15 protein-coding genes and 1 riboswitch are annotated in these 14,557 nt (G+C 44.6%); of the genes, 12 read left to right on the forward strand and 3 right to left on the reverse strand.

Annotation, left to right across the window (positions count from 1 at the left end):
• Nucleotides 1–41: 41 nt before the first annotated feature.
• The 6 genes from M0696_RS02545 (at nucleotide 42) to M0696_RS02570 (ending at nucleotide 6,071) form a co-directional block, all read left to right on the forward strand.
• The gene (locus M0696_RS02545) at nucleotides 42–1,094 is read left to right on the forward strand and encodes an AI-2E family transporter (RefSeq protein WP_166854239.1); all 1,053 of its coding nucleotides are present in this window, start codon (nucleotides 42–44) and stop codon (nucleotides 1,092–1,094) included.
• A gap of 48 nt (nucleotides 1,095–1,142) precedes the next feature.
• A riboswitch (cyclic di-AMP (ydaO/yuaA leader) is annotated at nucleotides 1,143–1,273 on the forward strand.
• 74 nt (nucleotides 1,274–1,347) lie between these two features.
• Nucleotides 1,348–2,586 (forward strand): dicarboxylate/amino acid:cation symporter, encoded by a 1,239-nt coding sequence (locus M0696_RS02550; protein WP_166854238.1) that lies wholly within the window; start codon nucleotides 1,348–1,350, stop codon nucleotides 2,584–2,586.
• Between the two features lie 91 nt (nucleotides 2,587–2,677).
• Nucleotides 2,678–3,604, forward strand: a complete 927-nt coding sequence (locus M0696_RS02555; protein ID WP_222143577.1) for an ABC transporter ATP-binding protein — start codon at nucleotides 2,678–2,680, stop codon at nucleotides 3,602–3,604.
• Nucleotides 3,597–4,364: an ABC transporter permease gene (locus M0696_RS02560; protein ID WP_166854236.1), complete on the forward strand. Its 768-nt coding sequence runs from the start codon at nucleotides 3,597–3,599 to the stop codon at nucleotides 4,362–4,364. Before M0696_RS02555 ends, M0696_RS02560 begins: the two co-directional genes overlap by 8 nt.
• A 94-nt stretch (nucleotides 4,365–4,458) precedes the next feature.
• Nucleotides 4,459–4,794 (forward strand): hypothetical protein, encoded by a 336-nt coding sequence (locus tag M0696_RS02565; protein ID WP_019257527.1) that lies wholly within the window; start codon nucleotides 4,459–4,461, stop codon nucleotides 4,792–4,794.
• Nucleotides 4,795–4,925: 131 nt separating this feature from the next.
• Nucleotides 4,926–6,071 (forward strand): acyl-CoA dehydrogenase family protein, encoded by a 1,146-nt coding sequence (locus M0696_RS02570; protein WP_222143579.1) that lies wholly within the window; start codon nucleotides 4,926–4,928, stop codon nucleotides 6,069–6,071.
• Between the two features lie 23 nt (nucleotides 6,072–6,094).
• On the opposite strand, the gene fbpB is transcribed toward M0696_RS02570, so the two are convergent.
• Entirely contained in the window at nucleotides 6,095–6,274 is a 180-nt protein-coding gene (gene fbpB, locus M0696_RS02575; RefSeq protein ID WP_166854234.1) for a Fur-regulated basic protein FbpB, read from the reverse strand.
• Nucleotides 6,228–6,392 (reverse strand): Fur-regulated basic protein FbpA, encoded by a 165-nt coding sequence (locus tag M0696_RS02580; RefSeq protein WP_003225157.1) that lies wholly within the window; start codon nucleotides 6,390–6,392, stop codon nucleotides 6,228–6,230. Before M0696_RS02580 ends, fbpB begins: the two co-directional genes overlap by 47 nt.
• A gap of 246 nt (nucleotides 6,393–6,638) precedes the next feature.
• On the opposite strand from M0696_RS02580, the gene M0696_RS02585 reads away from it, so the two are divergent.
• Nucleotides 6,639–7,511: a cation diffusion facilitator family transporter gene (locus tag M0696_RS02585; protein ID WP_166854233.1), complete on the forward strand. Its 873-nt coding sequence runs from the start codon at nucleotides 6,639–6,641 to the stop codon at nucleotides 7,509–7,511.
• 14 nt (nucleotides 7,512–7,525) lie between these two features.
• On the opposite strand, the gene M0696_RS02590 is transcribed toward M0696_RS02585, so the two are convergent.
• Nucleotides 7,526–7,846: a thioredoxin family protein gene (locus tag M0696_RS02590; RefSeq protein ID WP_003225161.1), complete on the reverse strand. Its 321-nt coding sequence runs from the start codon at nucleotides 7,844–7,846 to the stop codon at nucleotides 7,526–7,528.
• A 153-nt stretch (nucleotides 7,847–7,999) separates the two neighbouring features.
• Between M0696_RS02590 and M0696_RS02595 the strand changes: the two genes are divergently transcribed.
• From M0696_RS02595 to M0696_RS02615, 5 genes are all read left to right on the forward strand, one after another.
• On the forward strand, nucleotides 8,000–9,085 hold the full coding sequence (locus M0696_RS02595; protein WP_166854232.1) for a D-alanine--D-alanine ligase: 1,086 nt from the start codon (nucleotides 8,000–8,002) through the stop codon (nucleotides 9,083–9,085).
• A 73-nt stretch (nucleotides 9,086–9,158) separates the two neighbouring features.
• Nucleotides 9,159–10,532: a UDP-N-acetylmuramoyl-tripeptide--D-alanyl-D-alanine ligase gene (locus M0696_RS02600; RefSeq protein WP_166854231.1), complete on the forward strand. Its 1,374-nt coding sequence runs from the start codon at nucleotides 9,159–9,161 to the stop codon at nucleotides 10,530–10,532.
• Nucleotides 10,533–10,931: 399 nt separating this feature from the next.
• On the forward strand, nucleotides 10,932–12,416 hold the full coding sequence (gene cshA / locus M0696_RS02605) for a degradosome RNA helicase CshA (protein ID WP_166854230.1): 1,485 nt from the start codon (nucleotides 10,932–10,934) through the stop codon (nucleotides 12,414–12,416).
• Nucleotides 12,417–12,586: 170 nt separating this feature from the next.
• Nucleotides 12,587–13,066, forward strand: coding sequence for a PH domain-containing protein (locus tag M0696_RS02610; protein ID WP_014112728.1), 480 nt, complete (start codon nucleotides 12,587–12,589; stop codon nucleotides 13,064–13,066).
• On the forward strand, nucleotides 13,056–14,537 hold the full coding sequence (locus M0696_RS02615) for a PH domain-containing protein (protein WP_222143580.1): 1,482 nt from the start codon (nucleotides 13,056–13,058) through the stop codon (nucleotides 14,535–14,537). Before M0696_RS02610 ends, M0696_RS02615 begins: the two co-directional genes overlap by 11 nt.
• The last annotated feature ends 20 nt before the right edge of the window (nucleotides 14,538–14,557 follow it).

Here is a 14,557-nt window from a genome sequence, read left to right on the forward strand (position 1 = left end):
TATATTGAATGAAGGACGTTTGTCCTAACAGGAGTGTATAAATGGCCGCTTTAGTTAAATTTTTTCAGCACCCGGGAGTAAGACGTTTTTCCATCTTTGTCGTGTTAACTGGTGTGTTATATCTATTTAAGAGCATGATCAACTTAATATTGCTGACCTTCATTTTCACATTTCTTATGGATCGTTTGGAGCTTGTCGTACGGCAGTTTTTAAGCCGGTTCTTCCGAGTGAGCCAGCGGGTTGTCATTACGTTTCTTTACATGTTGCTGGCTGTGCTGCTTACAGTCGGAGGTTTTGTGTTTTATCCGGTCGTCGCGGCGCAGATTCAGCAGCTGGTTAAGCAGATTAAACATATTGCGTATCACCCGGACACCATCCCTTTCTTTGATGAGATCACAAGTGTTTTCGGAGATATTAACATCAGTTCATATGTCAAAGAGGGCTTCAATGTGGTGTATACGTATCTGGCCGATATCAGCACATTCGGCTTGCAGATTGTAATGGCGCTCATTCTCAGCATGTTTTTCTTATTTGAGAAAAAGCGGCTTACTGAGTTCATGGCGAAATTTAAAACAAGCAAACTAAGGGTCTTTTATGAGGAAATTGCTTTTTTCGGAAGCAAATTTGCAAGAACGTTCGGCAAAGTTCTTGAGGCTCAATTTATCATTGCGCTCGTCAACTGTATTCTGACGTTTATCGCGCTTTGGATTATGCATTTCCCGCAGCTGTTTGGGCTTTCTATTATGGTATTCTTCCTCGGATTGATCCCTGTAGCAGGCGTCGTCATTTCTCTGATCCCGCTCAGTATTATTGCCTACAGCACTGGCGGCGGAATGTATGTGCTCTACATTGTGCTTGTCATATTCGCCATACATGCGATCGAAACGTATTTCTTAAATCCGAAGCTAATGTCTGCGAAAACGGAGCTGCCGATCTTTTTCACCTTCACAGTACTCATTTTCTCTGAGCACTTTTTAGGCATTTGGGGTTTAATAATCGGGATTCCGATCTTTGTGTTTCTCCTTGATATTCTTGATGTCACCAACAAGGAAGAAGGACCCAAAAGATTCCAAGAGAAAAGTAACAAAAAATAGTTTACAAAATTGGATCTTTTCTGTATAAATAAACTAAATCATACAATAGTAAGCCACACGCTTAATCCTTTTAGAAGGAGTGGGGGACCCAATCTTTTGGGGTTAATTTTTCATCTGAAAAACGGACATCTCTTCGTCCGAACCCGTCAGCTAACCTCATCAGCGTGAAGAGAGAGTCCTGTGGTTTGAAGATACAGCCAAAGCCCACGGGAAGTCTCTCGCGGGCTTTTTTTCAAAAAAGGGAGGAATGCGGATGAAACTGGCTACAAAGATAATCATTGCATTGGTGCTAGGTGCGGTCACGGGGATTATTTTGAACGTAACATCACCTGAATTATTTGAAAATTTAAATAAGTTTGTATTTGGGCCGCTTGGCACAATCTTTTTAAACCTCATTAAAATGCTTGTCGTTCCGATTGTCTTTTTCTCACTGACACTGGGAGTAGCCGGGCTGGGCGATCCTAAGAAGCTTGGCAGAATCGGTGTAAAGGCGATTTCTTATTTTCTCGTCACGACAGCAGTGGCGATTACCATTGCCATCATTTTAGCTCTTGTCATCAAACCGGGAGAGTTCGGAACGTATGACACATCGTCTGCCGAATTCACTGCTGAAAAAGCGCCAAGTATTGCGGACACCCTGTTAAACATTATTCCGACCAACCCTGTTCAAGCGATGACGGAAGGGAATATGCTGCAAATTATCGCTTTTGCCATTTTTGTCGGGCTTGGGATTACAATGCTCGGAAAAAAAGCGGATATGCTGCTCAAGGTTGTTGAACAAGGAAATGAATTGATGATGTACCTGGTGAATCTTGTAATGAAGTTCGCTCCGTATGGTACATTTGGTCTGATTGCGACAGCTATTGGAAGCCAAGGCTTCAGTGCAATGAAAGCAATGGGCTTGTACATGATTGTGGTAACCATGGCATTACTGATACATGCAGTCGTTACCTACGGATCTACGGTTGCGCTTATAGCCAGAAGAAATCCGATTACGTTCTTTAAAAATTTCTCAGAAGTTATGGTCGTCGCATTCAGTACTTCCAGCAGCAATGCAACTTTGCCGGTTTCAATGGATGTGGCCCAGAAAAAATTAAAAGTGCCTGAGCCGATCAGCAGCTTCGTCCAGCCACTCGGCGCTACAATTAATATGGACGGAACAGCCATCATGCAAGGGGTAGCCACCGTCTTCATTGCGCAGGTATTTGGGCACGATCTAACATTCACTCAGCTGCTGATGGTGATACTGACGGCAGTGTTAGCAAGTGTCGGAACCGCAGGTGTTCCGGGTGTCGGTTTGATTATGCTCGCCATGGTCCTTCAATCTGTCGGCCTGCCTGTCGAGGGAATCGGATTAATTCTCGGAATTGACCGCCTGCTTGATATGCTCCGTACAGTGGTGAATACAACAGGAGACGCGGCTTGCGCCGTCATTATTACAGAAACAGAAAAGAATAAACAGCCTGAGCAAGCTCCGACTCTATCGGTTTAACCAAACATTTGGAAGCAACAAATGCTATAATACAAACAGTGCCTAATTTTTGGGCACTGTTTATTTTTTGTCGAAAAAGGAGGAAGGCTTTATGGCTGAGCCGATTTTACATATTGAAGGCCTCGATAAAAAGATTGGGTCTAAACAAATTTTAAAACAGATCAGCATGGACGTCATGGAGGGCGAAATCATCGGACTGCTCGGTCCGAATGGTTCCGGAAAAACAACACTCATCCGTATCATCGTCGGGCTGTTAAAACAAAACAGCGGAAGTGTGACAATCAGCGGATTTCAGCATGATACAGAGTTTGAAAAAGCGATGGAAGCGGTTGGAGCGATCGTCGAAAATCCGGAGTTCTATCCGTACCTGACAGGCTGGGAAAACCTCAAGCACTTTGCGAATATGCACAAAAAAATAGCGGATGAACGGCTTGATGAAGTAGTGGAACGTGTCGGGCTGACATCAGCGATTCATGATAAGGTGAAAACCTATTCCCTCGGCATGCGCCAGCGTCTTGGCATTGCACAAGCAATTCTTCACCGCCCGAAGCTTCTCATTTTAGATGAACCGACAAACGGTCTCGATCCTGCGGGGATGAAGGATTTTCGCGATCATATTAAGGAGCTCGCAGAAAAGGAAGGAACAGCAGTCCTGTTCGCTACTCATTTATTGCGTGAGGTAGAGGATCTGTGCGACCGTGTCATCATCATTCAAAAAGGCGAGATCAAAGCGGAAGTCAGCTTACATGGGACAGATCAAAAAACAGAAAAAGCGATCATTGAAGTGCAGCCGGAAGAAAAAGCGCTCAATTGGCTGGCAGGCAATCAATATCAAGCAGAACGGCAAGACGGGGCGATTGTTGTTGAGGTAGCGAAAGAAAACATTCCGGAGCTGAACCGTTCACTTGTCGGACAAGACCTGAATGTCTTTTCCATTACGCCTTATACGCAATCACTTGAAGATGAATTCATAAAAGCGACAACTGCTCATCAAGAGGAGGGAGAAGAGCTTGTCTAAATTAATTTGGAATGAACATATGAAACTTTTTAACCGGAAGGTCACATTGGTGTCTCTTATCCTGATGGCGGTCTTTCAATTTTTCATGGCTTTAATCATTAAACGGATTGTCATCAGTGCCGGAACAGATGAAAACTTCATCGGCTATTTATCGTATACACCGAGCCTGAACATCCTGCTGCAGGCTTTAACGATCGTGATTGCAGCGACAATTGTTTCAATGGAATTTGATAAAAAGACAATCAAATTTCTGCTCATTCGTCCGGTTAAACGCCAAAAGGTCTTTTGGTCAAAATTAATCACAGTCGTGATGGTCAGCTTTTATTTGTATCTGGCATACTACATTTTGGCATTATTATTCGGTCTCGTCTTTTTTGGCACATCGGTGACCGCGGAATCAAAGACATTGCTGGTTAACACTTTGGCGCTGATCGGGTCAAACTGGCTTGAAGCCGTAATGATGGGATTATTCGGGCTGCTTTGTTCTTCGCTGTTCCGTAACAGCGCAGTAGCAGTTGTCGTTTCTTTTGTCGTTTTATACGGAGCGAGTACACTTGTCCAGCTCATGAAGCTCTTTGAAAACAAATGGGGCAGCTTTTTGCTTTTTGCCAATACTGACTTTACGCAATACAGAAGCGGAGGGACAGCGTTGTTTTCCGGGATGACGCCATTGTTTTCAGCGGGGATTATCATCATCCATGCCATATTCTTCATAGCCGTTGGCTGGTGGTGCTTCTGTAAACGGGATGTCCGTGTGTAAAGGCAAGGAATGACATTTTTGTGAAAAAGCTCACGTAAATCAATATCATTTGATATTTTGGTTTATACTAAAGGTACTGACGGAGGTGTCTCGATTGAGGAACTTTATTACCGCTTTACCGATTGTATTACTGCTTGGATTCTCATTTGTGTCATTCATGTTTCAGTTTGAACATCTTGTTTATTTCAGACTCGCGCTTGGGTTGTTCTCTCTCGCGGGGCTGTACATGATATATAAAATGAAAACGGGCATCCGTTATTTTATCATCTATCTCTATGCAAGCTGGATTGTGCTTGCGGCAGTGACTGCTTTTGAAGAGCCGATTTTCTCGAGCTTTTTCTTTGGCGGCCTGGTGATGACAATGGGTTACCTGACATATATGCTGATTTATCTCGGCATGAAACAAGACCGGGATGCAAATCCTGTGTAATCGCGCTGTTCCCTTGAGGGAACGGCGTGTTTTTTTATACTTGGCAAAAAGGTTAACAGTTGCGGAATAATGGCAGGAAATCTATAATACATATTAAATTTATCGGAATTAAAACCTTGGGGGGCTGCCGGATGTCATTATTTATAAAAAACGATCAACAGCGGCAATGGATGGAGAAAATCGGACGGATTGCGGATGAATTTCAGCAAACTGCAGCTGAAGATGACGAACAGGGACGTTTTCCTGTAGAAAAAATACAAAAACTGCGTGATGCTGGGTATACGGCATTAACATTGCCGGCATCTCATGGAGGAGGGGGCATTTCTGTTTACGATATGCTCCTGTTTCAAGAACGGCTTGCAAGGGGAGATGCTCCAGCAGCGCTGAGCATTGGCTGGCATTTGAGCGTAATCGGAGAGCTAGGAGAAGGAAACAGCTGGAATAAAGACGTGTTTGCGTTTATTGCTAAGGAAGTCCAAAACGGAGCCGTTATCAACAGGGCGGCGACAGAAGCGAAAACCGGAAGCCCGACAAGAGGAGGGCGCCCCGGTACAAACGCCGTCAATACGAATGGCAAATGGTCAGTGAACGGAAGAAAAACCTTTACGACGATGTCACAAGCACTGGATTATTTTTTAGTGACGGCATGGATTGAAGAAAAACAAACAACAGGCGTGTTTCTCATTCATAAAGATGATCCCGGTTTGTCGATCGAAGAAACGTGGGATATGATGGCGATGCGGGCTACTGGAAGCCATGACCTTGTACTGAATGGGGTAACGCTTGATGAGGATAAACTGGTGGAATTTCTTCAAGGGCCTCGGGGAGCAAAGCCGAATGGCTGGTTGCTTCACATCCCGGCGATTTATCTTGGCATTGCTCAAGCAGCGCGAGACTATGCGGTGCAATTTGCGTCTGAGTATTCTCCAAACAGTTTGAAGGGACCGATCAAGAATGTTCCAGCCGTACAGCAAAGAACAGGCGAAATGGAGCTTGAACTGCTCAACGCCAGACATTTTCTTTTCCATATCGCTCAGTTGTATGATGATCCGGAGCGCCGCCCTCACTTGAGAAGCGAGCTCGGTGCGGCGAAACATATCGTCACAAATGCTTCGCTGTCTGTTGTCGATAAAGCGATGAGAATTGTCGGAGCTAAAAGCCTTGAACGAACCAACCCGCTTCAGCGCTATTACCGTGATGCGCGTGCCGGCCTTCATAACCCGCCTATGGATGACGCGGTGATTCAAAAGCTGGCCGGAGAAGCGTTTGAATCATAAAAAAAGAGCCTTCCCGGCTCTTTTTATGTATTGTTTTGCTCTTGCAGATTTTTTTGATGCTTGCGGTCGATCCTGTCATAAATGACGTTCATCAGCTTTGGATTGCCCATTATCGCCTCTTTGTTTTCCTGGATCAGCTGTTGGTAAGTTTTGACTTTACGCTTCGGCATGCTCTGGCGCCCTCCTGACATGTTTGTACTCACTTTCTAACTCTGTCAGCGACAATTCATACAAATGACGCTTTGACTTTTTGTATATACCATTCTGTATTAACAGATGAATGAGCTGTTTTTTTCTGATTTCTGCAGACTGAGGTGTCATTGAGTCACCAACCTCCAATCAAACGATATTGATAATCATTATCAATTAACTTCAGTATACAATGTCCACAATTGCCTGTAAAGGTGAAAACAGTCCTATTCTTTCGCATATTTGCAAACATTCAACAAATCGACAAAAAGTTTCCCGGGCAATAATTTGCTGTCGAAATGTCCCTTCTCGGAATGTTGCCGCTCTATTTTTCATGATTTGAACCATACTATGTAATAGAATGGAGGCTGGTATTCAATGGAGCGGACAGAAAATCTGAAAAAAGGAGAAAAAGGGGCGCTCCTCAATATTTTGGCATATGTCATCCTTGCTGTTGTGAAGCTTGTAATCGGGATTCTATATCATTCCGAAGCGCTGAGAGCAGACGGATTAAATAATGGAACAGATATTGTTGCGTCAGTAGCGGTGCTGATTGGATTGCGTATTTCCCAAAGGCCGGCTGACAGCGATCATCCATATGGCCATTATCGGGCTGAAACGATTTCGTCTCTTGTTGCGTCTTTTATTATGATGGTTGTCGGCATTGAAGTGTTAATTGGCGGAGTAAGAGCGATAGCGGGCGGAACAACGGAAACGCCAAGTCTTATCGCCGCATGGACGGCGTTAGGCAGTGCCGTGTTTATGTATGGCATCTATTTATATAACAAAAGGCTGGCAGCATCCATTAAAAGCTCTGCTCTAATGGCAGCGGCAAAGGACAGTAGGTCAGACGCTTTTGTAAGTGCCGGAGCATTTATCGGTGTGATGTCATCCCAGCTGCAGCTGCCGTGGATCGATCCGGTAACGGCTTTTATCATCGGCATCATCATCTGCAAGACGGCGTGGGATATCTTTAAAGATGCTTCACATTCTTTAACAGACGGATTTCATTTAAAAGATCTAGAGCCTTACAAACAGACTGTCGGCAGGATCGAGAATGTACATCGTCTAAAAGATGTGAAAGCGAGATATCTAGGAAGCACAGTTCATATCGAGATGGTCATTACGGTTGATCCGAAGCTTACAGTAGAAGAAGGCCATGGCGTGGCAGATGAAGTAGAAGACAAAATAAAACATGAACACGATGTCACTCATGTTCATGTTCATGTAGAGCCTGACGACATAAAATAAGGCTGTTTAACGAATTAGCTTATATGTTCAGATAAAAATTCAGTCACTTCTTCAGGCGTTTTGGCATTGGCGCTGTGAAGGTGAGCTGTTTTTTCACCGTTTTTGAAGATAAGCAAGCTAGGAATACCCATTACTTGGTATTTTTCAGCCAATTCAGGAAGCTCGTCCTTATTCAGCTCATACCAGTCGTTTTGGTTGTACTCTTCCAAAATATCGCCGATGAACATATTCATGCGTGTGCAGTCTGGGCACCAATCAGCATAAAACTTTACGATGATTTCTTTATCAGATTGAATCAGTTCATTAAATTGTTCGTTTGTTGTGATTTTTTTCATATGTCACATCTCCTTTTCAATGCCATTTTAATATAAAATAAAAAGGAATTACATACAAATGCATTCAGCATCAGCATGCCCAAAAATAATTAGATCATTTTCTTGTGAAAGTGATAAGATAGTAAAGATGAATTGTAGTGGGGGGAGTATCCATTGAAAACAAGTCTAGGATTAGTGTACGGAGGAAAGTCGGCAGAACATAATGTTTCCCTGCAGACAGCTCTGGCTGTAATCAAAGCGCTAAATACTGAGAAGTTTGATATACATCCGATTTATATAACAGAAAAAGGCGAATGGGTAAGAGGCGCCCGTTTAACTGAGCCTGTTTCAAATGTGAAAATGCTCCAATTTGAGCAAGGAGGCAGTGCTTTTTCTCCAGCTGCCCTAAACCAGGAGATGTTTCCACAGGAAGCGTCACAGCAAAATGAAGCCATCGACGTCGTATTCCCGCTCCTCCACGGACCGAACGGAGAAGACGGTACGATCCAAGGAATGCTCGAGCTGTTGAATATTCCTTATGTCGGTAACGGTGTGCTTGCTTCCTCAGCTGGCATGGATAAAGTTGTCATGAAACATTTATTCGCACAGGCCGGTCTTGCTCAGGCTAAATACGCAGCTTTCCTTAAGAAAGACTGGACTCGTTCTCCGGAAGAAAGCTGTGAGCAGGTCGAACAGGAATTAGGCTATCCTTGCTTCGTAAAACCGGCAAACCTTGGCTCAAGTGTCGGAATCAGCAAATGCCGAAACCGTGAAGAACTGCAAAAAGCATTTGAGCTTGCATTCCAATATGACCGCAAAGTCGTCGTTGAAGAAGGAATTAACGGCCGCGAGATCGAAATCGGCGTTCTTGGAAATGACGATCCTAAATGCTCTGTTGTGGGAGAAATCGCACCGAAGACAGATTTCTACGATTACAAAGCGAAATATGAGGATGGAGATACTGATCTGATGATTCCGGCAATTGTGACCGATGAGGAATACGCAACAATCAGTGATATGGCGATCAAGGCGTTTAAAGCGATCGATGGGTCAGGACTCGTCAGAGCGGACTTTTTCCTGACAGCTGACGGCGAAGTTCTGATCAATGAAGTCAACACAATGCCTGGCTTTACACCTTTCAGCATGTTCCCGCTGCTCTGGAAAGAAGCCGGAGTGGAATACGCTGACTTGATTGAACAGCTTGTGGAGCTCGCAAAAGAACGCCACGCTGAAAAACAATTGATTAAGCATACATTCTAATAATGAAAATGGACACTGCCGTAAGAGGGCAGTGTCTTTTCCCGTATATACAAAAGAAAGAGAGGGACCTCACTTGATTAAGCGAACAGTAAAGAACATTGCCGAGATGGTCAAAGGCACACTGACAAATCCGCAATATGAACAAACAGTCATTCATGGAGTGGCAACTGATACAAGAAAACTGGAACAACATCAGCTTTTCATCCCGCTGAAAGGGGAACACTTTAACGGCCACACTTTTGTGCCACAGGCTTTTGAAGCTGGTGTAGCGGCCGTTCTTTGGGATCGGTCAGAACCAAATCCGCCCGAGAATCAAGCCGTCATCTTAGTGGACGACACCCTTTCCGCTCTTCAGCAACTAGCAAAAGCCTATTTGCAGGAGCTTGGCACCCGTGTCATCGGGGTAACCGGAAGCAATGGCAAAACGACAACGAAAGATATGATTCACGCCGTTCTGGGAACCCGGTACCGTGTCCACAAAACAGGAGGAAACTTCAATAATCACATCGGTCTGCCGCTGACGGTTTTAGCTATGCCTGAAGATACGGAGATCGCTGTATTGGAGATGGGAATGAGCGCCAAAGGAGAAATTGATCTCCTGTCCCGCCTGGCAAACCCGGATGCGGCAGTGATTACGAATATCGGCGAATCCCACATGCAAGACCTTGGCTCAAGAGAAGGCATCGCGGAGGCGAAGCTTGAAATCATTAATGGGCTTAAAGAAGACGGAGTGCTGATTTATATCGGCGACGAACCGCTCCTTCAAAAAGCATACAGCTGCCCAACGAAAACATACGGAACGGGAGCGCAAAATGATTATCAGCTTCAGGATGTCAGCCAGAGTGAGGAAGGAACTCATTTTACAATCAAGGGAATGGAAAAACCGTTTTTTATGCCGATACTCGGCAAGCACAATGTCATGAACGCCATGGCTGCTATTGCTGCGGGGGTGTATTTCGGCATCACGCCTGAGGATGCAGCAAAAGGACTGAGCGGACTAAAGGTAACAGGCATGAGACTTGAACTCATCAAAACAGACAGCGGCATTTCAATTATCAATGACGCTTATAATGCGAGTCCGACATCCATGAAGGCTGCCATTCAATTGACAGAAAGCCTTGAAGGCTACGGGAAAAAAATGCTCGTGCTCGGCGATATGCTTGAACTTGGCGATCTTGAAGAAACGTTCCATAAAGAGTGCGGCGCTGTGATCAGTCCTGAAAAAATCGACCGCGTCTTTACGTACGGTAAATTGGGAGCATTTATCGCGGAAGGCGCACTGAAACACTTTGAGAAAGACCGCGTCAGCCATTTTACTGAGAAAAAAGATCTCCTCCAAGCTGTGAAGGAAAACGCATCAAAAGGCGATTTGATTTTATTCAAAGCGTCCAGAGGTATGAAGCTTGAAGAAATCGTTAAAGATTTAATAGAGAGCCCGCTTTCATAAGAAAAAATCTTTCAGAAAAAACGCATATTGCATCATAAAATAACATAATGTGCAAACACTAATGTATGCCGGCCAGAAATTATGTATATCTGGCCGGCTGAGGCTATGATACAATAAATACAGGTTATTTCGTGATACGGAAAATATTTGTCCGGACGTTCCTCCGCTGGCCCACGTTCTCCCGCCGGACATATGGGAGCGGATGGAACAGCATCCGGCACATTGAGAAGTCGATCTGCTTCTCATCTTATTGAAAAACAAATAGTGTAATGGTAAGATAAAACTTAGAAGTAATTCGGGCTTTGTATACGTATGGACCTGTCCTTTTTGTGTAAGGGGCAGTTTTTAGTGGTAAATCACGACATTACTGAAACAGCAATTAGAAGGAGTTTGAATAATTTGACTATAACGTTTCAAGATTTTAATTTAAGTTCTGATCTCATGAAAGCTATAAATCGCTTGGGATTTGAAGAAGCAACGCCTATTCAGGCACAAACGATTCCGCTCGGACTTTCAAATAAAGATGTCATTGGACAAGCGCAAACAGGTACAGGTAAAACAGCTGCGTTTGGTATACCCCTTGTTGAGAAAATCAACCCCGAGTCTCCTAATATTCAAGCAATCGTAATCGCGCCAACCCGTGAATTAGCCATTCAAGTATCTGAAGAATTATATAAAATCGGACAGGATAAGCGTGCTAAAGTTCTTCCTATTTACGGCGGACAGGATATTGGACGGCAAATTCGGGCGTTAAAGAAAAATCCGCATATCATTGTGGGAACACCTGGACGTCTGCTTGATCATATCAATCGTCGTACTCTCCGTTTAAACACTGTTAACACTGTTGTAATGGATGAAGCCGATGAAATGCTGAACATGGGATTCATTGACGACATTGAATCTATTCTTTCAAACGTGCCGAGCGAGCATCAGACACTTCTGTTCTCTGCTACAATGCCAGCGCCGATCAAACGCATTGCAGAGCGCTTCATGACTGAGCCGGAACACGTAAAAGTAAAAGCAAAAGAAATGACGGTTTCTAACATTCAGCAGTTCTATTTAGAAGTGCAAGAGCGCAAAAAATTCGATACACTGACTCGTCTTCTTGACATTCAGTCTCCTGAGCTTGCGATTGTATTCGGACGCACAAAGCGCCGTGTCGATGAGCTGGCTGAAGCTCTGAACCTTCGCGGATATGCGGCTGAAGGAATTCATGGTGACTTAACGCAGGCGAAACGTATGGTTGCGCTTCGCAAATTTAAAGAAGGCGCAATCGAAGTGCTTGTCGCAACTGATGTTGCCGCTCGCGGACTTGATATCTCAGGCGTAACACACGTGTACAACTTCGACGTGCCTCAAGATCCTGAAAGCTATGTTCACCGTATCGGAAGAACAGGCCGTGCAGGAAAAACAGGTATGGCGATGACGTTTATTACACCGCGTGAGAAAAGTATGCTTCGCGCAATTGAACAAACGACAAAACGCAAAATGGACCGCATGAAGGAGCCTACACTTGATGAAGCGTTAGAAGGCCAGCAGCAGGTTACTGTTGAACGTCTTCGCACGGCAATCAGTGAAAACAACCTGAACTTCTACATGACAGCAGCAGCTGAGCTGCTTGAAGATCATGATGCAGTAACAGTGGTTGCGGCGGCTATCAAAATGTCTACAAAAGAGCCGGACAACACACCGGTTCGCTTAACAGACGAAGCACCGATGGTCAGCAAACGCTACAAGAACCAACGCTCTTCTAAACGCAGAGACGGACAAGGCGGCGGCTACCGCGGCGGAAAAGGGAAAAGCAACAACCGTTCTTCCTATGACAAAAAGCGTTCAAACGATCGCCGTTCTTCAGGTGACAGACGCCAGAAAAAATCTTACTAATTCTATCGATTAAAAGCCCAAAACATGACGTTTTGGGCTTTTTTTGTTCACAAATGGATATTCAGCAAACTTTCAGCTGACGGATGCGGCTTTTCTCTGTATGCTTAAGAATGAAACCTTTCTGTCTAAGAGACGTATAAGTAATGACGAAAAAACGGGAGGTAGGTATTTTGAGAGACCAGCCAAAAAACCAAATCAGTCCAGATGGATTAAAGGTTTGGCGACTTCAAGAAATCATCATATCCGCTGTCTGCTTGCTTATCGTCATAGCAGTTGCAGTGTTAAGCTATTATTTTCATTGGCCGTACTGGATCAGCGGCGGGCTCGGCGCGGCTTGGCTGCTGGGTTCGGTGGTGACGGTCTTTATCATTCCAAAGATCCGTCATAAAGTGTGGCGCTATGAAGTCCATGAACATGAAATAGATATTCAGTCAGGTATTTTTGTGGTGACACGTGTGATTGTCCCGATGGTCAGAGTTCAGCACGTCGATACGTCACAAGGGCCGTTACTGAAAAAGTACAACCTGGCAACCGTAAAAATTTCCACGGCCGCGACCGTTCACTCGATCCCCGCTTTGGCGATGGAGGAAGCGGATCGGCTGAGAGACTCCATATCCCGTCTGGCAAGGGTGACTGACGATGATGTCTGAACCGAAACGCTTGCACCCGGCGGCAGTCATTTTGAATTTATGCCATACCATTATTCAAACGATAAAAAATATCATTCTGCCATTCTTTTTTGTGTATATCGTCAATTCGAACAATACTGTCCGCTTTTACGGAGCCATTGCGCTCGGGGTGCTGTTCATCTGGCTTATAGCCGCAAGCATCATCAAATGGAGAAAGTTTACCTATCGAATTGAAGATGATGAATTTAGAATCGAAGAAGGATTGTTTGTCACGAAAAAGCGATACATATCGATCGATCGGATTCAAACGATGAATACGAGCGCGGGCGTGGTCCAGCAAATTTTTAAGCTTGTGAAGCTGCAAATTGAAACGGCAGGTGGAGGCAAGGAGGCGGAAGCTGTTCTTTCTGCTATTTCTGTTGAAGAAGCCGAACGCATCAAGGAAGCCGTCTTTAAGAAAAAAGCGCAAAGGCGCGAAAGCGAACAAGATGAAGATTGGCTTGAAGCTGAGCAGGAGTACACTCCGGCCGTCGAACCGCAGGAGCACTATCGGATGAACGTGAAAGAATTGCTTATGGCCGCTTCTACCTCCGGCGGAATCGGAGTGATTATCTCGGCTGTATTTGCGCTTTTTACCCAGCTTGACGAAGTGCTGCCGATGGATTGGTTTTTCGATAAATTTTCCTTCCTTCAGCACGCAAGCATCGGCATTTACGCGGTACTCATTTTTATTGGTTTATTTATCGCTTGGGTGTTCAGCATCGCCGGTATGATGTTTAAATACGCGAACTTTCAAATCATAAAAAAAGAGCAGGAATTGGTGATTTCAAGGGGAATTATTGAAAAACACCAAGTCACGATTCCGCTTAGGAAAATACAAGCCATTAAAATAAAAGAAAACATCATCCGCCAGCTTTTCGGCTTTGTGACGGTGTCCATCGTCAGCGCGGGCGGTGGCGACCGGGAAAAAGAAGAGGGCGCTTTGACCATTCTTTTTCCAATGATTCATAAAAAAAAGCTTCCGCACATGCTCCGGACATTTACACCGGAATATATGCTGGAAGAAAACGTCCGCCGTCTGCCTCGGCGTGCGTTGAAACGATATCTGTTCCGTTCCGTCATTTTTTCACTCTTTTTAATCATCCCATTATGTATTTACTTTCAGCCATGGGGGTATCTGTCGATCATCCTGCTGCCGATTGAATTGATCTTCGGCTATCTTGCATATAAGGATGCAGCATGGACGATCAACGGGGACCGTCTTCAGCTGACATCAAGATTTATCAGCAGAACAACCGCGATTATGTTGAAAAGACGAATGCAGGTTTGCAAGTTCAGCCAATCCTATTTTCAAAAGAAAGGCCGCCTGTATACGATTTCTACCTCGGTAAAATCATCGAGTCATATGGAAGAGTTAACGGTGAGGGATGTAGGGGAAGAGGATGCAGACTTCATTTTAAATTGGTACTCATATGAAAAAGCGGACGGTTAATACCGCCGCTCCAGCGTGCC

The organism is Bacillus rugosus (assembly GCF_023238245.1).
GTDB lineage: Bacteria > Bacillota > Bacilli > Bacillales > Bacillaceae > Bacillus > Bacillus rugosus.